This is a genomic window from Microbacterium sp. sgz311019, from assembly GCF_056135325.1.
Genome location: NZ_JBWAXO010000006.1, coordinates 189,790 through 212,622 on the forward strand (window position 1 = coordinate 189,790; position 22,833 = coordinate 212,622).

At 69.5% G+C, this 22,833-nt stretch carries 15 protein-coding genes and 1 pseudogene; 6 read left to right on the plus strand and 10 right to left on the minus strand.

Features of this window, described 5'->3' with window-relative positions; translation table 11 throughout:
* Positions 1-60: 60 nt before the first annotated feature.
* Positions 61-1,542, minus strand: coding sequence for a dicarboxylate/amino acid:cation symporter (locus AC0NZN_RS11520; protein ID WP_474592443.1), 1,482 nt, complete (start codon positions 1,540-1,542; stop codon positions 61-63).
* A gap of 173 nt (positions 1,543-1,715) precedes the next feature.
* Between AC0NZN_RS11520 and recQ the strand changes: the two genes are divergently transcribed.
* The 3 genes from recQ (at position 1,716) to AC0NZN_RS11535 (ending at position 7,132) form a co-directional block, all read left to right on the plus strand.
* Complete coding sequence (gene recQ, locus AC0NZN_RS11525) at positions 1,716-3,539, plus strand: DNA helicase RecQ (RefSeq protein WP_474592444.1); 1,824 nt, start codon at positions 1,716-1,718, stop codon at positions 3,537-3,539.
* 97 nt (positions 3,540-3,636) lie between these two features.
* Complete coding sequence (locus tag AC0NZN_RS11530) at positions 3,637-5,310, plus strand: formate--tetrahydrofolate ligase (RefSeq protein ID WP_474592445.1); 1,674 nt, start codon at positions 3,637-3,639, stop codon at positions 5,308-5,310.
* A 43-nt stretch (positions 5,311-5,353) separates the two neighbouring features.
* Positions 5,354-7,132 (plus strand): glycoside hydrolase family 3 protein, encoded by a 1,779-nt coding sequence (locus tag AC0NZN_RS11535; protein WP_474592446.1) that lies wholly within the window; start codon positions 5,354-5,356, stop codon positions 7,130-7,132.
* 18 nt (positions 7,133-7,150) lie between these two features.
* Here the strand turns inward: AC0NZN_RS11535 and AC0NZN_RS11540 are convergent, their stop codons facing one another.
* The 3 genes and pseudogenes from AC0NZN_RS11540 to AC0NZN_RS11550 form a co-directional block, all read right to left on the minus strand.
* Positions 7,151-8,089 (minus strand): universal stress protein, encoded by a 939-nt coding sequence (locus AC0NZN_RS11540; protein ID WP_474592564.1) that lies wholly within the window; start codon positions 8,087-8,089, stop codon positions 7,151-7,153.
* Entirely contained in the window at positions 8,086-9,117 is a 1,032-nt protein-coding gene (locus AC0NZN_RS11545) for an amino acid permease (RefSeq protein WP_474592447.1), read from the minus strand. The genes AC0NZN_RS11540 and AC0NZN_RS11545 overlap by 4 nt, the downstream gene beginning before the upstream one ends.
* Positions 9,118-9,253: 136 nt before the next feature.
* Positions 9,254-10,372: pseudogene (locus tag AC0NZN_RS11550) on the minus strand (diaminopimelate decarboxylase family protein); the annotation flags it as partial.
* Between AC0NZN_RS11550 and AC0NZN_RS11555 the strand changes: the two are divergent.
* From AC0NZN_RS11555 to AC0NZN_RS11565, 3 genes are all read left to right on the plus strand, one after another.
* Entirely contained in the window at positions 10,292-12,412 is a 2,121-nt protein-coding gene (locus AC0NZN_RS11555) for an acyl-CoA dehydrogenase family protein (protein WP_474592448.1), read from the plus strand. The pseudogene AC0NZN_RS11550 and the gene AC0NZN_RS11555 sit on opposite strands and share 81 nt — an antisense overlap.
* Positions 12,413-12,502: 90 nt before the next feature.
* On the plus strand, positions 12,503-14,230 hold the full coding sequence (locus AC0NZN_RS11560; RefSeq protein WP_474592449.1) for an ABC transporter ATP-binding protein: 1,728 nt from the start codon (positions 12,503-12,505) through the stop codon (positions 14,228-14,230).
* Between the two features lie 31 nt (positions 14,231-14,261).
* Entirely contained in the window at positions 14,262-16,322 is a 2,061-nt protein-coding gene (locus AC0NZN_RS11565; protein ID WP_474592450.1) for an ABC transporter ATP-binding protein, read from the plus strand.
* 90 nt (positions 16,323-16,412) lie between these two features.
* On the opposite strand, the gene AC0NZN_RS11570 is transcribed toward AC0NZN_RS11565, so the two are convergent.
* From AC0NZN_RS11570 to AC0NZN_RS11595, 6 genes are read right to left on the minus strand one after another with little or no spacing between them, the layout of a single operon-like run.
* Complete coding sequence (locus AC0NZN_RS11570) at positions 16,413-17,591, minus strand: glycine C-acetyltransferase (protein ID WP_474592451.1); 1,179 nt, start codon at positions 17,589-17,591, stop codon at positions 16,413-16,415.
* A gap of 17 nt (positions 17,592-17,608) precedes the next feature.
* Positions 17,609-18,652, minus strand: coding sequence for an L-threonine 3-dehydrogenase (tdh, locus tag AC0NZN_RS11575; RefSeq protein WP_474592452.1), 1,044 nt, complete (start codon positions 18,650-18,652; stop codon positions 17,609-17,611).
* A complete protein-coding gene (locus AC0NZN_RS11580) occupies positions 18,649-19,860 on the minus strand; it encodes a Gfo/Idh/MocA family protein (RefSeq protein WP_474592453.1) in 1,212 nt (403 codons plus the stop codon). The genes tdh and AC0NZN_RS11580 overlap by 4 nt, the downstream gene beginning before the upstream one ends.
* 59 nt (positions 19,861-19,919) lie before the next feature.
* Positions 19,920-20,975 (minus strand): LacI family DNA-binding transcriptional regulator, encoded by a 1,056-nt coding sequence (locus tag AC0NZN_RS11585; protein WP_474592454.1) that lies wholly within the window; start codon positions 20,973-20,975, stop codon positions 19,920-19,922.
* A gap of 3 nt (positions 20,976-20,978) precedes the next feature.
* Positions 20,979-21,866: a carbohydrate ABC transporter permease gene (locus tag AC0NZN_RS11590; RefSeq protein ID WP_474592455.1), complete on the minus strand. Its 888-nt coding sequence runs from the start codon at positions 21,864-21,866 to the stop codon at positions 20,979-20,981.
* Positions 21,859-22,833: a carbohydrate ABC transporter permease gene (locus tag AC0NZN_RS11595; RefSeq protein WP_474592456.1), complete on the minus strand. Its 975-nt coding sequence runs from the start codon at positions 22,831-22,833 to the stop codon at positions 21,859-21,861. Before AC0NZN_RS11595 ends, AC0NZN_RS11590 begins: the two co-directional genes overlap by 8 nt.

Consider the following 22,833-nt stretch of genomic DNA (forward strand, 5'->3'; position numbering starts at 1 on the left):
GAGACCGAGGGGGCGGCATCCGTCCGGTGAACGGATGCCGCCCCCTGCGGTCACGAGAGGTCAGCGCGTGAGCGCAGCGTCCTCCTCGGAGGCCCGCTCCGAGGCGCCATCCTGCAGCGAGACGGTCGCGAGCGACCGGGCCTCGCGGGTCGCGAGGTCGTCGCTGTCGTCGTCGAGGTCCTCGGCGAACGGCTGGCCGTCGCGCGGAGCGTGGTAGAGCTCCTCGTCCAGGATGCCTTCGCGCCGCGAGACGATCGTCGGCACGAGCGCCTGACCGGCGACGTTGACCGCCGTGCGGCCCATGTCGAGGATCGGGTCGATCGCGAGCAGCAGACCGACGCCCTCGAGCGGCAGTCCCAGGGTCGACAGCGTGAGCGTCAGCATGACGACGGCGCCCGTGGTGCCGGCGGTGGCCGCCGAACCGACCACCGACACGACGATGATCATGAGGTACTGCCACCACTGCAGCTGGATGCCGTAGAACTGCGCGACGAAGATCGCGGCGATCGCCGGGTAGATGGCCGCGCAGCCGTCCATCTTGGTGGTCGCGCCGAGCGGCACGGCGAACGACGCATAGCCGCGCGGCACGCCGAGGTTCCGCTCGGTGACCCGCTGCGTCAGAGGCAGCGTGCCGATCGACGAGCGGCTGACGAAGCCGAGCTGGATGGCCGGCCACGCGCCCGAGAAGTACTGGCGGATCGACAGGCGGTTGCTCTTGAGGATGATCGGGTACACCACGAACAGCACGAGCGCGAGGCCGATGTAGATGGCGCCGGCGAACCAGGCGAGCGACGTCAGGCGCTCCCATCCGTACGTCACGACCGCCGAGCCGATGAGGCCCAGGGTGCCGAGCGGCGCGATGCGGATGATCCACCACAGCACGCGCTGGATGACCTTGAGCAGCGACTCGGTGAAGACCAGGAACGGCTCGGCCTTCTTGCCGGCCTTCAGCGCGGCGATGCCGACGGCCGCCGCGACGACGATGACCTGGAGGACGTTGAATCCGACGGTCGAGGTGATCGCACCCGAGGCCGGGTCGGCGGCGCTCGTGACCTGGAGCCCGAGGAAGTTCTGGGGGATGAGCCCGATGAGGAAGTTCCACCAGGTGCCCACTGTGTAGGGGTCACCGGGCTGGAGGTCCGTGCCCGCACGGCTGCCGGGCTGGATCACCAGGCCGAGCACGATGCCGATCGACACGGCGATGAACGCGGTGATCGCGAACCACAGGATCGTCTGGCCCGCGAGGCGCGCCGCGTTCTGCACGCGGCGCAGGTTCGAGATGCTCGCGACGATCGCGGTGAAGATGAGCGGCACGACGGCGGCACGCAGGAGGGTCACGTAGGACGTGCCGATGGTGGCGAGCGTGTCGGAGAGCGGCGTGTGGGTGGTGGCGCTCGCGCCGAGGCTGCGAGCGAGCAGACCGAGGGCGACACCGAGGATGAGGGCGACGACGATCTGGAAGCCGAACGAGGTCAGCACCTTGCGCAGGGGGCTGCGCGTATCGGGTGCCTTCGCACGGCGAGCGGGGGATGTTGCGGACATGCGGGGGTTACTCCTTAGGGGTTCCGTCCACCGTATGGAATATCGGATCCCATTCAGACGGATGTTTCTTCCTGTGACAGCCCTGTCAGCAACCGATGCCCGCGCTGAAGATATTCCCCCTGAGGTCGACGTCGACACCGGTGCTGTCGGCGCCCGCGGATATCGTGGGGCGGGTGGATGCTGGGCAGCGAGTGGTGGACGCGCACTCCGTCCTGCACGAGGTCTACGGCTACGACGACTTCCGCGGCGACCAGGCGGCGATCGTCGAGCACGTGATCGCGGGCGGGGATGCCGTCGTCCTGATGCCGACCGGCGGCGGCAAGAGCATCACCTATCAGGTGCCCGCTCTGGTGCGTCCCGGCACCGGACTCGTCGTGAGCCCGCTCATCGCGCTCATGCACGATCAGGTGGATGCGCTGCTCGCCAACGGCGTGCGGGCCGCGTACCTCAACTCGACGCAGTCGGTCGACGAGCGCCGCATGGTCGAGCGCGCCTACCTCGACGGAGAGCTCGACCTCCTCTATGTCGCGCCCGAGCGCCTCGGCAACGCGAACACCGTCGCGTTCCTGCAGCGCGGCGAGCTGAGCGTCATCGCCATCGACGAGGCGCACTGCGTGTCGCAGTGGGGTCACGACTTCCGTCCCGATTACCTCGCCCTCGGCGGGCTCGCCGACGCGTTCCCCGGCGTCCCGCGCATGGCGCTCACCGCGACGGCCACGCGCGAGACCCACCGCGAGATCACCGAGCGCCTCCGGCTGCCCGACGCCCGCCACTTCGTCGCCAGCTTCGACCGGCCGAACATCCAGTACCGCATCGAGCCGAAGGTCGACGCGCGACGTCAGCTGCTCGCGTTCATCCGGTCGTTCCCCGACGCCGCGGGCATCGTCTACGCGCTCAGCCGCAAGTCGGTCGAGCAGGTCGCCGACTACCTCGCCGGTCAGGGGATCGACGCGCTGCCGTATCACGCCGGACTGCCCGCGCAGCAGCGGGCGGCCAACCAGTCCCGGTTCCTTCGGGAGGATGGCGTCGTGATGGTCGCGACCATCGCCTTCGGCATGGGGATCGACAAGCCGGACGTGCGGTTCGTCGCGCACATCGACCTGCCGAAGTCGGTCGAGGGGTACTACCAGGAGACCGGCCGCGCCGGCCGCGACGGCGAGCCGTCGGTCGCCTGGATGGCCTACGGCCTCGGCGACGTCGTGCAGCAGCGCCGGCTGATCGAGGCGTCCCCCGGCGACCGCGCGTTCAAGACACGGCTGGGAAGCCACCTCGATGCGATGCTCGCCCTGTGCGAGACGGTGGGATGCCGGCGCCAGAACCTGCTCGGATACTTCGGCGAGACCTCCGAGCCGTGCGGCAACTGCGACACGTGCCTGACCCCGCCCGAGACCTGGGATGGCCTCATCCCCGCCCAGAAGCTGCTGTCGACGATCGTCCGGCTGCAGCGCGAGCGGGGTCAGGCCTACGGCGCAGGTCAGCTCGTCGACATCCTGCGCGGCGCATCCACCGAGCGTGTGCGCCAGTTGAACCACGACACGCTCGCGACGTTCGGCATCGGCGCCGACCTCGCCGAGCAGGACTGGCGGAGCGTCGTGCGCCAGCTGCTCGCCCGGGGCCTGCTCGTCGCGCGCGGCGAGTACGGCACCCTCGGTCTCACCGACGCGAGCGCCGGCGTGCTGCGCGGGGACGCGGAGGTTCCGCTCCGCCGCGATGTGCTCGGCCGCTCGAGCTCGAGCAGGTCGCGCAAGCCCGCGTCCTCCGACGCGGTCGCACCCGCGAATCAGGGACTGTTCGAGGCGCTTCGTGCCTGGCGTGCCGACACGGCGCGCGAGCAGGGCATGCCGGCCTACATCGTCTTCGGGGATGCCACGCTGCGCGCCCTGGCCGAGCAGCGACCAGCGACCCTCGCCGACCTCGACGGCATCAGCGGCATCGGCGCGAAGAAGCGCGAGGCCTACGGAGAGGCCGTGCTCGCGGTGGTCGCCGCCTCCGCATGACGGGCACTCCCGCGTCCTAGGCTGGCGGAATCGGGCCGACAGGGCCCGGCAATCCGGAGGGCCCGCGTCACCCGTGCGGGCCGGAGAGGGTTCGACGATGAGCCTCAGCAATATCGAGATCGCACAGGGCGCCCGGATGCTGCCCATCGGAGAGGTCGCCGACGGTCTCGGCATCCCCTTCGACAGCCTGGAGCCGTACGGACGCTTCAAGGCCAAGGTCTCGCTGCCGTTTCTCCGGTCGCTGCGCGACCGGCCGCAGGGCAAGCTCATCCTGATGACGGCGATCTCGCCGACGCCTGCGGGTGAGGGCAAGACGACCACCACCGTCGGCCTCGGCGACGCGCTGAGCCGCATCGGCGAGCGATCGATGATCTGCTTGCGCGAGCCGGCGCTCGGACCCGTCTTCGGCATGAAAGGCGGGGCTGCCGGCGGCGGCTACGCGCAGGTCGTGCCGATGGAGGACATCAACCTGCACTTCACGGGCGACTTCGCCGCGATCGAGGCCGCCACCAATCTCCTCGCGGCGCTCGTCGACAACCACGTCACGCACGGCAACGCGCTCGACATCGACACCCGCAGGATCACCTGGCGGCGCGTGCTCGACGTCAACGACCGGTCCCTGCGCGATGTCGTGATCGGACTGGGGGGTCTGGGCAACGGCAACCCCCGCGAGACGGGCTTCGACATCGTCGTCGCCTCCGAGGTCATGGCGATCTTCTGCCTCGCCACGAGCATCGCCGATCTCCGGGAGCGCCTCGGCGACATCGTCGTCGGGTACACGCGTGGGCGGGCCCCGGTGCGCGCCCGCGACCTGCAGGCCCACGGTGCGATGACCGCGGTGCTGCGCGACGCGATCTCGCCGAACCTCGTGCAGACCCTCGAGAACACCCCGGCCTTCGTCCACGGCGGCCCGTTCGCGAACATCGCCCATGGCTGCAGCTCGGTCATCGCCACCAGCGCCGCGCTGCGCCTCGCCGACTACGTCGTCACCGAGGCGGGGTTCGGGGCGGATCTCGGCGCGGAGAAGTTCGTCGACATCCTGTGCCGGACGACCGGTCTGCGCCCATCGGCGGCGGTCATCGTGGCGACCGTGCGCGCGCTGAAGTTCCACGGCGGCGTCGAGGTCGTCGACCTCCCGACTCCCGACGTCGCGGCGCTGGAGCGCGGGATGGTCAACCTGCGCCGACACGTGAAGACCGTGCGTGAGACGTGGGGCATCCCGGCCGTCGTGGCCGTCAACCACCGCGCCGAGGACACGGCTGAAGAGATCGCGGCCCTCGTCGCCGCCGTCGAGAAGGCCGGCGCCAAGGCGATCGTCGCGAAGCACTACGCCGAAGGCGGGGCGGGAGCAGAGGATCTCGCCCGCGAGGTCGTCCGCCTCTGCGCGGAGCCGACCGATCTGCACTTCACGTACCCCGACGAGTTCGGGCTATGGGACAAGATGAAGGCGATCGCCACGCGCATCTACGGCGCGAGCGACATCATCGCCTCCACCGCGGTGCGCACGCAGGTTCGCCGCCTCCAGGAGGAGGGCTACGGCGACTACCCGGTCTGCGTCGCGAAGACCCAGCACTCGTTCTCGACGGATGCCAAGCTCCGGGGCGCGCCGTCGAACCACGTCGTGGACATCCGGGAGGTGCGGCTTGCCGCCGGCGCGCGGTTCGTCGTGATGATCTGCGGCGACATCATGACGATGCCGGGGCTGCCCGCATCCCCCGCCGCCAACTCGATCGATGTCGACGACGACGGCCGCATCACCGGCCTCTTCTGACGCGGCGCGCAAAACCTAGCGGCATTCGGTTTATGATGGGCCGATGAGCAACGACGCCGAACTCGACACCGTCATCGACACCCGCTATCGCGATGCCTCCCTCCCCGTCGACGAGCGCGTCGAGATCCTCCTCAGCCAGATGACGCTCGAGGAGAAGGCCGGCCTCTTCTTCCACACGATGATCGCGATGGGCGAGGACGGCGAGCTCTCCGAGGGCGACCCGGTGTTCGGCATCGCCTCGAATCGCGAGTACATCGCCGGCCGCCACCTGTCGCACTTCAACCTGCTCGGCATCGCGCCGAAGGCGAGCGACATCGCGTCGTGGCACAACAGGGTGCAGGAGGTGGCGGCATCCACCCGCCTCGGCATCCCCGTCACGATCTCGACCGACCCGCGCCACTCGTTCAGCGAGAACCCGGGCGCCGCGTTCTTCGCCGGACCGTTCTCGCAGTGGCCGGAGCCCCTCGGGCTCGCGGCGACCGCCGATGCCGAGCTCGTCGAGCGCTTCGGCGACATTGCGCGCCAGGAGTACACGGCCGTCGGCATCCGCGTCGCACTGCACCCGCAGGTCGACCTCGCCACGGAGCCGCGCTGGGCGCGCCAGCTGCAGACGTTCGGAGAGGATGCCGATCTCTCGGGCGAGCTCGGTGCGGCCTACGTGCGCGGGTTCCAGGGCTCCTCGTTCGGACCGGGCTCCGTCTCGACGATGACCAAGCACTTCCCGGGCGGTGGCCCGCAGAAGGACGGCGAGGACCCGCACTTCGACTACGGCCGCGAGCAGGTCTACCCGGGCGACAACTTCGAGCACCACCTGAAGCCGTTCGAGGCCGTCTTCGCGGCCGGCGGCCGGCAGATCATGCCGTACTACGGCATGCCCGTCGGCACCGCCTACGAGGAGGTCGGCTTCGGCTTCAACAAGGGCGTCCTCACGGGTCTGCTGCGTGAACGCTACGGCTTCGACGGCATCGTCTGCACCGACTGGGGTCTCATCACCGACCAGCCGATCATGGGCACCGACTTCGCGGCACGCGCGTGGGGCGTCGAGCACCTCTCGCCGGCGGAGCGCATGGTGAAGGTGCTGGATGCGGGTGCCGACCAGTTCGGCGGCGAGCACGACCCCTCGATGCTCGTGGAGCTCGTCGAGTCGGGCGCGGTGAGCGAGGACCGGCTGGATGTGTCTTGCCGGCGCCTGCTGCGCGAGAAGTTCCTGCTCGGCCTGTTCGAGAACCCGTTCGTGGATGTCGAGGCGGCCGATGCCGTCGTGGGCTCGGCCGCGTTCCGGGCGGCGGGTCTGGATGCGCAGCGCGCGTCGGTCGTGGTGCTCTCGAACGGATCGGCGCTGCCCTTCGCGCGCGGCGCCAAGCTGTACGTCGAGGGCATCGCCCCCGAGGCCGCCGCCGCCTACGGCGAGGTGGTGGAGACCCCGGGTGAGGCGGATGTCGCGATCCTCCGCATCCAGGCGCCCTACGAGGTGCGCGACTCGATGTTCGAGAACTTCTTCCATGCCGGGTCGCTCGAGTTCCCTGAGGACGTCGTCGCCCACGTGCGCGAGGTCGCCGCTGCGGTGCCGACCGTGGTCGACGTGTTCCTCGACCGGCCCGCCATCCTCGCGCCGGTGGTCGAGGCCGCGGACGCGGTCGTCGCGAACTGGGGTGCGAGCGCGGGCGCGCTCCTGGACGTGCTGTCCGGCACCGCTCCGGCGCAGGGCACTCTCCCGTTCGACGTGCCGCGCAGCATGGCGGCCGTCGAGGCATCCCGTCCCGACGTGCCGTTCGACACGGAGGACCCGCTCTTCCGCTTCGGCCACGGCCTCACGCTCTGAGGCTCGCGTCAACTGGCGCTACGCGAGGCCTTCGCCCTCTTCGTCGAGCGCCTCTTCGGCGAGCTCATGCACGGCGCGCCGCGGCACCACGACGACGGGGACGGGGGAGTGGCGCACGACCTTCGCGGCGTGCGAGCCGAGGAAGACCCGGGCGATCGGCCCGAGGCTGCTCGACCCGACGACCAGCACGTCGTCCGCGTTCCACTCGACGTCGTCGATGGCCGACTCCCACGTGTGGCCCATGCCGACGACGGTTCCGGCGGTCTCTGGCGGTCGCGGCAGCGACGAGACCTCGCCGAGGAGCTGCTGCGCGTGTCGCTCGATGTCGTGCGCCCACTCGCCGATGATGTGCTGCTCGTCGTCGAGGCCTGTCCCCGCCGTGCCCGACACGATCGGAACCACGGCGAACGACGCGATCCGCAGCGATGCGCCCACCTGCGCGGCGATGCCCGCGGCCCCGATGACGAGGTCGGCCGCGGCCTCTGTTCCACCGTAGGCCGCGGTGATCCGCCCGACGCGGGCGTCGTCCTTCGTGCGGAACCCGCGGGGCGCGATCGCGACGGGCACGTGCGACGCGTGCACCAGCGCATCGCTCTCCGAACCGAGGGCGATGCGCCCGAGGGGGCCCGCGGAGGACGATCCGACGACCACGAGGTCGCAGCCCCGCTCATCGACGAGTTCGAGCAGTCCGCGGCGGGCGGAGGACGCCTCGCGCAGGACGTAGTCCGCCTTGACGGAGCCCCCGAGCACGGCGGCGGCGTGGTCGAGGACGACGTTCGCCGTCTGGTGCGTGTACCTCTGCCACTCCGCATCCGCCCTGCGCGCAGACGTGGGCCACGTCTGCGGCACGATCGCCGCCACGACGAGGTCGGTGTCCGCCGACCGGGCCAGCATGCCCGCCAGGTGCAGCGTCGATGCGGAGCGCTGACCCGGGTTCACGCCGACGAGGAAGGTCATCCCCGCTCCTCCTTCTTCCGCTCGGCGGCAGCCCTGCGCACCTCGCCGGTCGTCGGCTGCGCGACGTTCGTGGTGTAGGGCACATAGGGGGCGTTGTCGTCCGGATCTGCGCGGACCACGGGGTGGCCGACCTCCAGCTCGGAGTGCTTCCGTCCATAGAACCAGTAGAAGATGAGGAACACGATCGTCCAGATCACGAACACTTCGATCGTGATCAGGCGCAGCTGGGTGATGATCGCGATGCACCCGATGATCGACAGGATCGGGATCGTCCAGCCGAGCGGCAGGCGGAAGCCGCGTTCGAGTTCGGGCTCGCGCACACGCAGGATGATCACGCCCAGCGACACGACGATGAACGCGACGAGGGTGCCGATGCTCGTCATCTCGGCGAGGAAGTCGATCGGGATGACGGCGGCCAGGATGCCCGTCAGGATCATGACGATGACCGTGTTCGGGATCGGCGTCATCGTCCGCGGGTTCACCTTCGCGAAGATGGGCGGGATCATGCCGTCGCGCGACATGGCGAACAGGATGCGGGTCTGCCCGTACAGCACCACGAGGGTCACCGAGAAGATCGAGATGATGGCGCCCGCGGCCACGATCGTTCCCGGCCAGGTGGCGCCGATGATGTTCTGCAGGATGGCGGCGAGCCCCGCATCCTGATTCTTGAACTTGTCCGGCGCCTGCGCGCCGAGCGCCGCAATGCAGGTCAGCACGTAGAGCGCGATGATGATGAGCAGCGCGAAGATGATCGCGAGCGGCAGGTTGCGCTTCGGGTTCTTCGCCTCGTCGCCCGCGGTGGACACGGCATCCAGCCCCACGAACGAGAAGAAGATGATGCCCGCCCCGCCGATGATTCCCGCGAAGCCGGCCGGCGCGAAGTTCTGGAAGTGGTCGGTGTTCCAGCCGGTGAAGGCCACGGCGCAGAAGAACAGGATGACGGCGATCTTGATGACCACCATGACGCTGTTCACCGTCGTCGACTCGCTCGCGCCGCGGATCAGCAGCAGCGAGCACAGCACGATCACGATGATCGCCGGGATGTTGATGATGCCGCCCTGCTCGGGTGCCTGCGACCACTGGACCGGGATCTCTCAGCTCGGCGCCCGCCGGCAGGTGGTCGCGCGCGGCGCCGATGAGGGCGTCGAGATAGTCGGCGACGGATGCCGGGTGCTCGGCGTACGTGTACCGGGCGCCGAGCCCTCCGCCGAGGTCGTACACCGGGAACTCGCCCATCGCCGCCAGCGGAGCGACCGCCGCGGCGAGCTCCGCAGGATCCATGATCTGCGAGCCGACGTGCGCGTGGACGCCCCTGACATCGATGCGGTCGCTCGTGCGCATGCGGTCGATGAGCGCGCTCGCGGCGGGTGGGGTCAGGCCGAACTTGGACCCGATCTGGCCGGTCTGCACATGCGCGTGGGTGGATGACTCGACTCCGGGGACGATCCGCACGAGGACGCCCTGGCGCCGGCCCGCAGGCACGGCAGCTTCGAGTCGGTCGACGTCGTCGGCGTTGTCGACCACGACGAGTCCGACGCCGGCGTCGACGGCGAGCTCGATCTCCTCCGTCGACTTGGCGTTGCCGTGCAGCACGATGAGCGCCGGATCGACCCCGGCGCGCAGGGCGCTCTTGATCTCGCCGCCTCCGGCGACGTCGAGCCCGAGGCCCTCCTCGACCATGACGCGCTGCACCGCCGTCGCCGGGAAGGCCTTCGACGCGAACACCGCGCGGGCATGCGGCCAGCGCTTCGTGAGCTCCTCGCGGTACTCGCGCGCCCGGGCGCGCAGCGCGCCCTCGTCGACGACGATCGCGGGCGTGCCGAACTGCGCGGCCAGGTCGTCGACGCGGCAGCCGCCGAGCCGCAGGGTTCCGTCGGCATCCACCGTCGTGCCGTCGGGGAAGAGGGAGAGGATGTCGCGTTCCACGGCCCCAGGGTAGGACAGGGGCGTCGGGGGCTCTACGCGACCACGGGCACCTGGCTTCCGCGCACGGGCGGATATCTGCTCAGCAGAGGACCGCTGGGGGATGCGGGGCCCGCCGCTGTGCGGATATCCGTCGTACGCGCCGCGCTGTAGTCGTTCCACAATCGGGCCAGCGGGCGGCGCCCGCCGAAGTTGTCGGAGATGCCCAACCGAGTGGCGGTCGAGTTGTGGGAGTCCTACCGTTGACACCGTCCCCCGCCGATTCTGAAAGGTGCCGTCATGGTCGACGCCGTTGTCCGTCCGCACACGCCCGCTACCTCCAAGCACACGCCGGCCGGCGGCGCGCCCACCGCGCCGCACTCGGCTGAGGAGGCTCAGGCGGTCGAGGCATCCGAGCCCCGTCTCGACCTGGTGGCGGTCAACGATCTGCTGCTCGGAACCTGGGCCGCGACCCGTCGCGAGGCGCGCGAGCTCATCAAGGACCCGCTGTTCTGGAGGGTCGACGGTTTGCTGATGGCTGAGCACCGCGAGCGGGCGCTCGAGGCGATGCACGTGCTCGTGCAGAACAACGGCTCGCGCCGCGCGTTCCCGGAGAGGTTCGGGGGCCACAACGACAACGGCGCGAACATCGCCGGGTTCGAGGAGCTCGTGCTGGCCGACCCCAGCATCCAGATCAAGTCGGGCGTGCAGTGGGGCCTGTTCGGGTCGGCGATCTACCAGCTCGGGACCGATGCGCACCACGAGGCGTGGCTGCCCGGCGTCATCAGCCTCGAGCTGCCGGGCGCTTTCGCCATGACCGAGATCGGGCACGGATCGGATGTCGCCGCCATCGGCACCACGGCGACGTACGACGCGGAGGCCGAGGAGTTCGTCATCCACACGCCCTTCCGTGCGGCGACGAAGGAGTACCTCGGCAACGCGGGTCTGCACGGTCGCGCTGCGACCGTGTTCGCGCAGCTCATCACGGGCGGCGTCAACTACGGCGTGCACTGCTTCTTCGTGCCGATCCGGGATGCGTCGGGCGCCGACCTCCCCGGGATCACGACCGAGGACGACGGGGTCAAGGGCGGCCTGAACGGCATCGACAACGGCCGCATCACGTTCGACCACGTCCGCATCCCGCGCACGAACCTGCTCAACCGCTACGGGAACGTCGCCGCAGACGGTTCGTACTCGAGCGACATCGCGTCGCCCGGCCGCCGCTTCTTCACGATGCTCGGCGCTCTCGTGCAGGGTCGGGTCTCGCTGGACGGTGCCGCGACGACCGGATCCGCGCTCGCGCTCACCATCGCCGTCACGTACGCGAACCAGCGTCGCCAGTTCGACTCGGGCGCGGGGACGCCCGAGGTGGTCCTGCTGGACTACGCGAAGCACCAGCGCCGGCTCCTCCCGCGGCTCGCACAGACCTACGCGCAGGCCTTCGCGCACGACGAGCTGCTGCGCTCCTTCGACGGCGTCTTCAGCGGCCGCAGCGACACGCCCGCCGAGCGCGAGAACCTCGAGACGCTGGCCGCCGCATTGAAGCCGCTCAGCACGTGGCATGCCCTGGACACCATCCAGGAGTGCCGTGAGGCGTGCGGCGGCTCGGGGTTCATCGCCGAGAACCGCCTCGTCGGCCTGCATCAGGACCTCGACATCTACGTCACGTTCGAGGGCGACAACAACGTGCTGCTGCAGCTCGTCGGCAAGCGCCTGCTGAGCGACTACGCCAAGCAGTTCAAGGGGAAGGATGCCGCGGCCCTCGCCCGCTTCGCCGTCGGTCAGACGGCGGGCAAGCTGTTCCACGGCGCGGGCCTGCGCCAGCTCGGTCAGAACGTCGGCGACCTCGGCCGCACCGCACGCTCGGTGGAGCGGGGCCTGCGCGCCGACCAGCAGCACGAGCTGCTCGCCGGCAGGGTGCAGCAGATGGTCGCCGATATCGCGGCCCGGCTGCGACCGGCATCCAAGCTGTCTCCCGTCGAGGCGGCCGCCGTCTTCAACGAGAACCAGTCCGAGCTCATCGAGGCCGCCCGCGCGCACGGCGAGCTGCTGCAGTGGGAGTCGTTCACCGACGCCATCGCGAAGGTCGGCGACGAGGGCACCGTGCACATCCTGACGTGGCTGCGCGATCTCTTCGGCCTGTGGCTCATCGAGAAGCACCTCGCCTGGTACCTCATCCACGGCCGCCTGTCGGCTCAGCGCGCCGCCGCCGTGTCGTCGTACATCGACCGGCTGTGCGCGCGGCTGCGCCCGCACGCGCAGGATCTGGTGGATGCATGGGGCTTCGCACCGGAGCACGTGCGCGCGCCCATCGCCTCCGGCGCGGAGCGGGAGCGGCAGGATCAGGCCCGCGCGTACTACGCCGCGCTCGCGACGTCGGGGCAGGCGCCCGTCTCGGAGAAGGCCGTCAAGAAGCACTGATCGCGCCGGCATCCCTCCGTCGCTTTCGCTGACAGCGAAGAGGGATGCTTCGGCCTTCAGAATGTCGGAAGGTCGTGCAACTCTAGATCAGTGCTGGGCAAGATCCTCCTCCGTTATCTCAAGACCTACCGCTGGCTGCTGCTGGGCGTGCTGGTGTTCCAGTTCGCGTCCGCGTACGCGCAGCTGACGCTTCCACGACTGAACGCCGACATCATCGACCAGGGTGTCGCCAAGGCCGACATCGGCTACATCTGGTCGCACGGCGCGCTCATGCTCGCGGTGGCGCTCGGCCAGATCGTCGCCGCGATCATCGCGACATATTTCGCCGCCCGGGCCGCGATGGCCGCGGGTCGCGACATCCGACGAGACGTGTACCGCACGGTGAGCGGCTTCTCCGAGCGCGAGGTCACGCAGTTCGGGGCGGGCTCGCTGATCACGCGCAACACGAACGACGTGCAGCAGGTGCAGATGCTGGCCATGATGGGCGCCACCATGCTCGTCAGCGCGCCGCTGCTCGCGATCGGCGGCATCATCATGGCCCTGCAGCAGGACATGGGGATGGTGTGGATCATCGCCGTGTCGATCGTCGCCATCCTGCTCCTGATCGGCATCATCGCGAGCCGCATGGTCCCGCTGTTCCGCAGCTACCAGCACAAGCTCGACGGAGTGAACCTCGTGATGCGCGAGCAGCTCACGGGCGTCCGCGTCGTGCGCGCGTTCGTCCGCGAGCGGATCGAGGAGGCGCGGTTCCGCCTCGCCAACACCGACATCATGGTCGTCGGCCGGCGGGTCGGGTCGCTGTTCGTGCTCATGTTCCCGATGGCGATGCTCGTGATGAACCTCGCGGTCGTCGCCGTCATCTGGTTCGGCGGCATCCGGGTCAACGACGGCGAGATCCAGATCGGCACGCTGTTCGCATCCATCCAGTACGTCGGCCTGATCCTCGGCGGCGTCCTGATGGCCAGCTTCATGACCATCATGATCCCGCGCGCCGCGGTGTCCGCCGAGCGCATCGGCGAGGTGCTCGACGCGGAGGGCTCCCTCGAGCGTCCGGCATCTCCCGTATCGACCTTCCCGGCGCGGGGCACCGTCGAGTTCGAGGACGTCTCGTTCGCCTACCCCGGCGCGGACGAGCCCGTGCTCTCCGGCATCAGCTTCCGCGCCGAGCCGGGAGAGACCGTCGCGATCGTCGGGTCGACGGGCGCCGGCAAGACGACGCTGATCTCGCTCATCCCGCGGCTGTTCGACGTGAGCTCGGGCGCGGTCCGGGTGGCGGGCGTGGATGTGCGGGATGCCGACCTCGACCTGCTGTGGAAGAGCATCGGGCTCGTGCCGCAGCGGCCGTACCTGTTCACCGGAACGGTCGCGTCCAACCTCCGGTTCGGTCGCGAGGAGGCGACGGACGCCGAGTTGTGGCACGCACTCGAGATCGCCCAGGGGCGCGAGTTCGTGGCGGAGATGGAGGGCGGGTTGAACGCCCGCATCGCCCAGGGCGGCACGAACGTCTCGGGCGGGCAGCGGCAGCGGCTCGCCATCGCGCGCGCCATCGTGCACCGGCCCGACATCCTGGTGTTCGACGACTCGTTCTCGGCACTCGACCTCTCCACCGATTCGAGGCTCCGGCAGGCCCTGTGGCGAGAGCTGCCCGACGTCACGAAGATCGTGGTGGCGCAGCGCGTGTCGACGATCACCGATGCCGACCGCATCATGGTCCTCGACGGCGGCCGGGTCGTGGGCGCGGGCACGCACGACGAGCTCGTCGCATCCAACCAGACGTATCGCGAGATCGTCGAGTCGCAGCTGGGGGTCGACGCGTGAGCGCGGCGCGGGCAATCGAAAGGAGCGAGTCGTGAGCACTCCCGACATCCCCACCGAGGAGGAGCGCCTCGAGGCCGAGCTCGCAGAGCAGGCGCGCGTGTCGTCCGGCGACTGGGACAGCGTCAAGCCGGGCAAGGCCCAGGACTTCCGCCGCAGCTTCGGCCGCATGATCGGGCTGCTCGGCCCGCACAAGTGGGCGTTCGCGTTCGCGTCTGTGCTCGGGGCGCTCGGCGTCGTGCTGACCGTCATCGCGCCGAAGGTGCTGGCGCAGGCGACCAACCTCATCTTCGAGGGCTTCACCTCCAACGTGCTCGCGGCGTACTTCCCGGCGGGAACGAGCTCGGAGCAGGCAGCGGCCGCACTGAAGGCGGCGGGCAAGACCGACCAGGCCAACATGATCGACGCCATGGGCCACTTCACGGTCGGGGCCGGCATCGACTTCGACCAGCTGCGGGTCGTGGTCGCGTGGGTGCTCGCCATCTACGTGGGCTCCGCCATCCTCGGCTGGCTGCAGGGCTACATCATCAACGTGCTCATGGTGCAGGCGATGTGGCAGCTGCGAGAAGACGTCGAGGCGAAGATCAACCGGCTTCCGCTGTCGTACTTCGACAAGGTGCAGCGCGGCGAGCTGATCTCGCGCGTGACCAACGACATCGACAACATCACCCAGACGATGCAGCAGTCGCTCTCGAGCGCCCTGACCTCGGTGCTCACGGTCGTCGGCGCGCTCGTCATGATGTTCTCCGTCTCGTGGCAGCTCGCGCTCATCGCCCTCGTGGCGCTTCCGCTGACGGCGGTGATCTTCGGAGTCATCGGCCCGCGCTCGCAGAAGGCCTTCGGCGTGCAGTGGCGCAAGGTGGGACGTCTGAACGCACGCGTGGAGGAGTCGTTCTCCGGCCACGCCCTCGTGCGCGTGTTCGGTCGCGAGGCCGACTCGATGGAGAAGTTCCAGGTCGAGAACGAGGAGCTCTTCCAGGCCTCGTTCAAGGCGCAGTTCCTCTCCGGCGTCATGCTTCCCGCGATGATGTTCATCGGCAGCCTGACCTACGTCGGCATCGCCGTCGTCGGCGGGCTCATGGTCGCGAACGGGGCACTCCGCCTCGGCGACGTGCAGGCGTTCATCCAGTACTCGCAGATGTTCACCCAGCCGCTGTCGCAGCTGGGTGGCATGGCCGCCGCGGTGCAGTCGGGCACGGCCTCGGCCGAGCGCGTCTTCGAGCTGCTGGACGCCGACGAGCAGGGACCGGATGCGGCGGACTCGCCGGAGCTCGTCGAGGGCAACGGCGTGATCGAGTTCGAGCACGTCAACTTCTCGTACTCGCCCGATCACCCGCTGATCAAGGACCTCTCGTTCCGCGTCGAGCCCGGGCAGACGGTCGCGATCGTCGGCCCGACGGGCGCCGGCAAGACGACCCTGGTCAATCTGCTCATGCGGTTCTACGAGCTCGACGGCGGGTCGATCCTGCTCGACGGCCAGGACATCGCGGTGCTGACGCGCGACGACGTGCGCTCGCGCACGGGCATGGTGCTGCAGGACCCGTGGCTGTTCGCCGGCACGATCCGGGAGAACATCCGCTACGGCCGCCAGTCCGCCACGGATGAGGAGGTCGTCGCCGCGGCGGTCGCCACGCGCGTGGACCGGTTCGTCCGCTCGCTGCCCGACGGCTACGACACGATGCTGGACGAGGATGCGTCGAACGTCTCGGCCGGCGAGAAGCAGCTGATCACGATCGCCCGGGCGTTCGTTGCGCAGCCGGCGGTGCTCATCCTCGACGAGGCCACGAGCTCGGTCGACACGCGCACCGAGCTGCTGCTCCAGCACGCGATGGCCGTCCTGCGCGAGGGGCGCACATCGTTCGTGATCGCTCATCGACTCTCGACGATCCGCGACGCCGACCTCATCCTCGTGATGGAGCACGGCGACATCGTCGAGAAGGGCAGCCACGACGAGCTCATCGCCGCGCGCGGCGCCTACTGGCGCCTCTACCAGGCCCAGTTCGAGCAGGCCTCGGCCGAACTCGACCCGATCCTCGCCGGGATCGACGACGAGTCGGCCGACGGCGAGCCCGCGGAGCGCTCGATCCAGAGCTGATCCGCCGCTTGCGCGCGCGTGGGGGCTTGCGCGCAAGGAAGGGCCACGGTTCGGGGGAACCGTGGCCCTTCGTCTCGTTCGGGCTCGCGCCTACGCGACGGCGTCGCGGGCGGCGGCGAAGGCCTCCACGCAGCGGCGGATCTGGTCCTCGGTGTGCGCGGCCGAGAGCTGCACGCGGATGCGGGCCTGCCCCTTGGGCACGACGGGGTATGAGAACGGCGTCACGTACACGCCGCGGCGCTGCAGCTCGTCCGCGATCCGGCCGGTGAGCACGGCATCCCCGAACATCACCGGCACGATCGGGTGCTCGCCGGGAAGCAGGTCGAAGCCCGCGGCATCCATCCCCGCCCGGAACTGGGCGGCGTTTCGGGCGAGACGCTCGCGCAGCTCACCCGAGGATGCGAGGAGGTCGAGAGCCTGGAGCGTCCCGGCGACGATCGACGGCGCGAGCGAGTTGGAGAACAGGTACGGCCGAGCGCGCTGACGGAGGAGGTCGACGATCTCCTGGTGTGCGGCGACGTAGCCGCCCGAGGCGCCCCCGAGCGCCTTGCCGAATGTTCCGGTCGTGATGTCGACGCGGCCCTGGACTCCGGCGCGCTCCGGCGTGCCTCGTCCGCCCTCGCCGACGAAGCCGACGGCGTGCGAGTCGTCGACGAACACCAGCGCGTCATAGGTCTCGGCGAGATCGCAGATCGCCTCGAGCGGGGCGAAGTAGCCGTCCATCGAGAAGACGCCGTCCGTGACGATGACCCGCCGGCGCGCGTCCGACGCGTCCTTCAGCTTCGCCTCGAGGTCGGCCATGTCGCGGTTCCTGTAGCGGAAGCGCTGCGCCTTGGACAGACGGATGCCGTCGATGATCGAGGCGTGGTTCAGCTCGTCCGAGATGATCGCGTCATCGGCGCCGAAGAGAACCTCGAAGATTCCGCCGTTCGCATCGAAGCACGACGAGAACAGGATGGCGTCGTCGTACCCGAGGAACGACGCCAGCCGCCGCTCGAGGTCGAGGTGCTGGTCCTGCGTGCCGCAGATGAAGCGCACGCTCGCCATGCCGTATCCCCAGTCGTCGAGGCCGCGGTGGGCGGCTGCGACGATGCGCGGGTCGTCCGCGAGGCCGAGGTAGTTGTTGGCGCAGAAGTTGAGGACCTCGTGGTCCGCGACATCCACCAGCGTGTTCTGCGGGCCGTGGATGCCGCGCTCCCGCTTCGTCAGACCCGCCTGCTCGATGTCGTCCAGCTCGCCGCGCAGCTGCGCGCGCACATCTCCGTACATGCTCGGATCCCTTCCCTTCAGACCTGGGTCCAGTCCAGGATGACCTTGCCGACGCCCCCGGACTTCGCCGCGGCGAACGCGCGCTCCCACTCATGGGCGGGGTAGCGGTCGGAGATCGTCGAGGCGACCCGCTCTCGCAGCATCTTGCTGGTCTGCATCATCGCGCTCATCGAGTTCCACGTCTCGAACATCTCGCGGCCGTAGATGCCCTTGAGGGTCAGCATGTGCGTGACCACCTTGCCCCAGTCGATGGGGAAGGGCTCGCTCGGCAGACCCAGCATCGCGATGCGCGCGCCGTGGGTCATGTTGTCGATCATCGATGAGAGCGCCGAGGGGGCGCCGCTCATCTCGAGCCCGATGTCGAAGCCCTCGCGCATCTTCAGCGCGTGCTGGACATCGCCGATCGAGTCGCGCGACACGTCGACCACGGCATCCGCCCCCATGCCGATGGCGAGCTCGAGGCGGGCCCGGCTGATGTCGGTCGCGACGATGAAGCGCGCCCCGGCGTGCCGCGCGACGGCGATCGCCATGAGCCCGATGGGGCCGCATCCGGTCACCAGCACGTCCTCGCCGACGACGTCGAATGCGAGCGCCGTGTGCACGGCGTTGCCGAGCGGGTCGAAGATCGCCGCGACGTCGGGATCGATCTGCGTGTGGTGGACCCAGACGTTCGCACCCGGGATGACGATGTACTCGGCGAACGCCCCGTCGCGGTGCAGGCCGACGCCCTGGGTGCGGATGCACATCTGGCGCCGACCGGCGCGGCAGTTGCGGCACATGCCGCACACGATGTGCCCTTCGCCCGAGACCAGGTCGCCCACGGAGATGTCGTGCACCAGCTCGCCCACCTCCACGACCTCACCGCTGAACTCGTGCCCGGGGATCAGGGGAGTGCGGATGTTCGAGGCCGCCCAGTCGTCCCATCCGAGGATGTGGAGGTCTGTGCCGCAGATCCCGGTGCGGAGCACCCGGATCTTCACGTCGGCGGGGCCGATCTGCGGTTCGGGGCGCTCGACCCATTCGAATCCGGGGCCGGGGGCGGGCTTGAGCAGTGCTTTCATGTGGTGGCTGTCTCCTTGTGGGAATAGGCGCCGTGGGACGGGATCTGCCCCCGCTCGAAGTAGGAGACGAGGTCAGGGTCGAGCGACGGGACGGCGATGGCCGACCCGTCGCCACGCAGGGAAGCGGTCGCCAGGATGCCGGCGGCCACGGCCTCGCGCGCAGCGATGGGGGAGGTCTCGGTGAGGCCTCCGTCGCGGACGAACCGCAGGAATTCTGCCATGAGCAGCGCGTCGGCGCCGCCGTGGCCGGCGTCGGCGACGTCGGGGACGACGAAGGTCTCGTCGGGGGCCGCCGCGCCGCGGTGACGCCGGTTCCACAGGGCGACCGTGCCGCCCGGGGCGTCGTCGAGGTTCTCGATGCGGCCCTGGGTGCCGATGACCGTGTAGTTGCGCCAGTAGTCCGGGGTGAAGTGGCACTGCTGGTAGGAGGCGAGCACTCCGTTGGACAGGTGCATGTTCACCATCGAGACGTCCTCGACGTCGACGACCGGATGCAGACCGCTGAGCGATGCGGGCGGCCAGTTGTCGAGGCTGAACCAGTCGGGCATGCGCTCCCCGGAGCGGTCGCGTCGGTCGGAGATGTCTCCGTACACGCTGAGGGACCCCATCGCCGCCACCCGATCAGCGTACGCTCCCGCGAGCCAGTGGATCACGTCCAGATCGTGGGCGCCCTTCTGCAGCAGGAGGCCCGTGGTGCGGCGGCGGTCGGCGTGCCAGTCCTTGAAGTAGTAGTCGCCGCCGTGGCCCACGAAGTGACGGCACCAGATCGCCTTGACCTGCCCGATGCGGCCCTCCGCGATGAGCTCGCGCATGAGGGTGACGACCGGCATATGCCGCATGTTGTGCCCGATGTACAGGCGGGTGCCGGTGCGCATCGCGGTGCGGAGCATCTCGTCCGCGTCATCCAGGTCGATCGCCATCGGCTTCTCGCAGAAGACCGCGACGCCCGCTTCGAGCGCGCGGATCGCGACCGCGGCGTGCGAGTCGTCGGGGGTCAGCACGAGGACGGCGTCGATGCCGCTCGCGAGCAGCGCGTCGAGCGAGTCGGTGACCAGCGACTCCGGGAATTCGGCCAGCGCCGCGGTGCGAGCGGACTCGGCGCTGTCGCAGATCGCCGTGATGCGCGAGCCGAGGCCGGGGCGGTGGGCTTCGGCGCGCATGCTGCCGCTGCGGGCGCCGAAGCCCACGATGCCGATGGAGAGGTCCATGAGTGTGCTCCTTGAGAGAGGGCGAGCAGTCCGCGCTCGGGCGCGGAGGAAGGGATGGGTCAGCGCTGCGGCGCGGACAGGTCGGTCGAGCCGCCCGGGAAGAGCGACCATTCGAACTCGTGCACGCGCGGCGGCTCGGCGTCCTCGCCGAGCGCGCGGCGGACGATGATCTCGGCCTGGCGGCGGTAGAAGTCCGTGGGTCCGACGGTGGTCAGCGTCGGGGCGATGAGGTGGGCGTCCGGGGTGTTTCCCACGCCGATCACGGCCACGTCGTGCGGTACCCGCAGCCCGAGCCGGTGCGCCGCATTGATGGCGGCGATGGCGGCGAAGTCCGTCGTGGCGTAGATCGCGGTCGGGCGCACCGGGCGGGAGAGCAGGTCGAGCGCCGCCGTGAACGCGCTTGCGCTGGACTCCCGGTAGCTCGCAGTCAGGCCCGGATCGAGCGGGATGCCGTGCTCCTCGAGCCCCCGGATGTACGGGGTGTACCGCGTGACGCCGCGGGCGGCGCCCGCGACGGCCCCCTCGGCGGCGAGGCATCCGATGAGGGTGTGGTCCTCGAGCAGGTGCGCCATCGCCATGTCGCATCCGGGGATCGCGTCGGAGCGGATGACGTCGAACCCGTCGGGCTCGAGTGTCTCGGAGAACACGACGAGGTGCTGCCCCCGATCGGCGAGGGCGCGCAGCTTGTCGCGGGTCTCCTCGCCGCCGCGTGCGCTGTCGAGATACGCCACGTCGCACTCGATGCGATCGAGCGCGGCGTTCCAGTCGCCGTCGGCCAGGATCAGCGTCGTCAGCCCGTGCCGATTCGCCTCGGTGTTCACGGCATCCGCCACGGCCAGCGACCACGGGTCGCTCAGCATGTGCAGCGACAGGTGCACGGTGCCCGTTCGTCCCGTGCGGATGGCGCGCGCCGCGGTGTTCGGCCGGTAGTTGAGGCGGTCGGCCGCCTCCAGCACGCGCCGCACGGTGTCCTCCGCGATGCCGGCGCCGCTCGCGCGCCGGCCGGAGAACACGTACGACACCGTCGCCGTCGACACGCCCGCCTCGGCGGCGACGTCCCGCAGCGTCGGCCGCCGGTGGCCCGTGGCCGTCGATGTCTGCCAGGGGTTCGCCATCCGTCAGCCCTTGCTTCCGGAGAACGCGATGCCCTGGATGAACTGCTTCTGCAGGAGCATGAACGTCACGAGCATCGGCAGCGTCGCCAGCAGCGCCCCCGCCATCAGCACCGGGTAGTTCGTGCTGTGCAGGCCGACGAGCTGCGAGAGCCCGACCGACAGCGGCATCTTCTCGGGGTCGGTGGTCACCACGAGCGGCCACAGCAGGTCGTTCCACGACCACAGCACGGTGAAGACCACGAGTGCGATGATGCCAGGCTTCGCGAGCGGCAGCATGACCCGCCAGAAGGTCTGCCACGGGTTGGCGCCGTCGATGCGCGCCGCCTCCTCGAGCTCCGCGGGCATCGACATGAAGAACTGCCGCATCAGGAACGTGCCGAACGCGCTGAAGATGCCGGGCACGACGAGCGCCTGCAGCGAGTTCAGCCAGCCGAGGGTCTCCATGATCTCGTACTGCGGCAGCAGGTAGAGCTGCGACGGCACCATCAGCACCGACAGGAACACCACGAAGACGAGGTTGCGGCCCCGGAAGGGGATGCGGGCGAAGCCGTAGCCCGCCATCGTGCACAGGGTGACCTGGCCGACCGTGCGGCCGATCGTCAGCAGCACCGAGTTCAGGAACATCTGCCCGAACGGCATGGAGGCGAAGACCTCGGTGAAGTTCGTCCACACCCACGGCTGCGGAATGATGACGGGCGGCACCGCGACCGACTGGGTGAACGTCTTGAACGCCGTGAGCGTCTGCCACACGAACGGGAAGATCATGACGGCGGCGCCGACGATCAGGATCGTGTGGACGACCCAGTGACCGCGCGTGCGTCGCGCGACCGGCACGCTGCGCTCGGCGGTCGCGCTCGTGAGGGCGCGGGTGTCGAGGCTGAGCTCACTCATAGTGCACCCACTTCTTCTGCAGACGGAACTGGATGACGGTCAGCACCAGGATGATGATCAGCAGCAGGAACGCGATCGCCGCGGCGTAGCCGCGTTCGTTGTCGATGAAGCCCGCCCGGTAGAAGAGGTAGACGATCGTCTGGGTGTTCGGCAGGGCGGGGTTGCTCTTGCCGAGCATCATGTACACGAGGTCGAAGACCTGCAGTGCGCCGATCACGCTGACCACGCTGACGAAGAAGATCGAGGGGCTCAGCAGCGGGATGGTGATCGAGAAGAACTTCCGCACCGGCCCCGCGCCGTCGAGGTCGGCCGCCTCGAGGATCGTGTCGGGGATGCCTTGCAGGCCGGCGAGGAAGATCACGATGTTCGTGCCGAGTCCCGCCCAGATGCCGACGATCGCGATCGCGACGAGAGCGGTGGTCGGGTCGGTCAGCCAGGACTTCCCCTGGATCCCGAAGAGGTGCAGGAACTGGTTGAGGACGCCGTAGTCGCCGTTGTAGATCATGCGCCACACGAGCGCGATGGCTGCGGGCATCGTGACCACCGGGATGAAGTAGAGCGTCCGATACGCGCTGCGACCCTTGAGGCCCGTCGTGTTCAGCAGGGCCGCGATCGCGATGGCGATCGGGATGCCGACGAGCGCGATGATCGTGTACTCGGCGGTGTTGATCAGTGCGCCGACGAGCTCGGGGTCCTGGAACAGCCGCACGTAGTTGGCGAGTCCCACGAAGGTCGAGCCGCCGAATGGGCCGGTCTCGGTGAACGACATCGTGAAGGTGCGGATGGTCGGCCACAGGTAGAAGACGAGCAGGCCGACCGCCGTCGGGCCGATGAACAGCACCGCCCACAGGGGCGACTGTCCCGGCCCGCGGCCCCTCCGGCGGGAGCCGGGGGCGCGCACGGTGACGCGCCCCCGGTCCAGCTCGGAGATCGGCGCGCTCGAGCGCTGCGCGATCAGATCGGACAT

What these genes read in the sequence shown, in the direction of transcription:
- AC0NZN_RS11580 (WP_474592453.1), bottom strand. Translation starts at nt 19,860, where the DNA reads ATGGACCTCTCCATCGGCATCGTGGGCTTCGGCGCCCGCAGCGGCAGC.
- AC0NZN_RS11520 (WP_474592443.1), bottom strand. Translation starts at nt 1,542, where the DNA reads ATGTCCGCAACATCCCCCGCTCGCCGTGCGAAGGCACCCGATACGCGC.
- AC0NZN_RS11590 (WP_474592455.1), bottom strand. Translation starts at nt 21,866, where the DNA reads ATGAGTGAGCTCAGCCTCGACACCCGCGCCCTCACGAGCGCGACCGCC.
- AC0NZN_RS11535 (WP_474592446.1), top strand. Translation starts at nt 5,354, where the DNA reads ATGAGCAACGACGCCGAACTCGACACCGTCATCGACACCCGCTATCGC.
- AC0NZN_RS11595 (WP_474592456.1), bottom strand. Translation starts at nt 22,833, where the DNA reads ATGTCCGATCTGATCGCGCAGCGCTCGAGCGCGCCGATCTCCGAGCTG.
- tdh (WP_474592452.1), bottom strand. Translation starts at nt 18,652, where the DNA reads ATGAAAGCACTGCTCAAGCCCGCCCCCGGCCCCGGATTCGAATGGGTC.
- AC0NZN_RS11570 (WP_474592451.1), bottom strand. Translation starts at nt 17,591, where the DNA reads ATGTACGGAGATGTGCGCGCGCAGCTGCGCGGCGAGCTGGACGACATC.
- AC0NZN_RS11540 (WP_474592564.1), bottom strand. Translation starts at nt 8,089, where the DNA reads ATGACCTTCCTCGTCGGCGTGAACCCGGGTCAGCGCTCCGCATCGACG.
- AC0NZN_RS11555 (WP_474592448.1), top strand. Translation starts at nt 10,292, where the DNA reads ATGGTCGACGCCGTTGTCCGTCCGCACACGCCCGCTACCTCCAAGCAC.
- AC0NZN_RS11585 (WP_474592454.1), bottom strand. Translation starts at nt 20,975, where the DNA reads ATGGCGAACCCCTGGCAGACATCGACGGCCACGGGCCACCGGCGGCCG.
- AC0NZN_RS11530 (WP_474592445.1), top strand. Translation starts at nt 3,637, where the DNA reads ATGAGCCTCAGCAATATCGAGATCGCACAGGGCGCCCGGATGCTGCCC.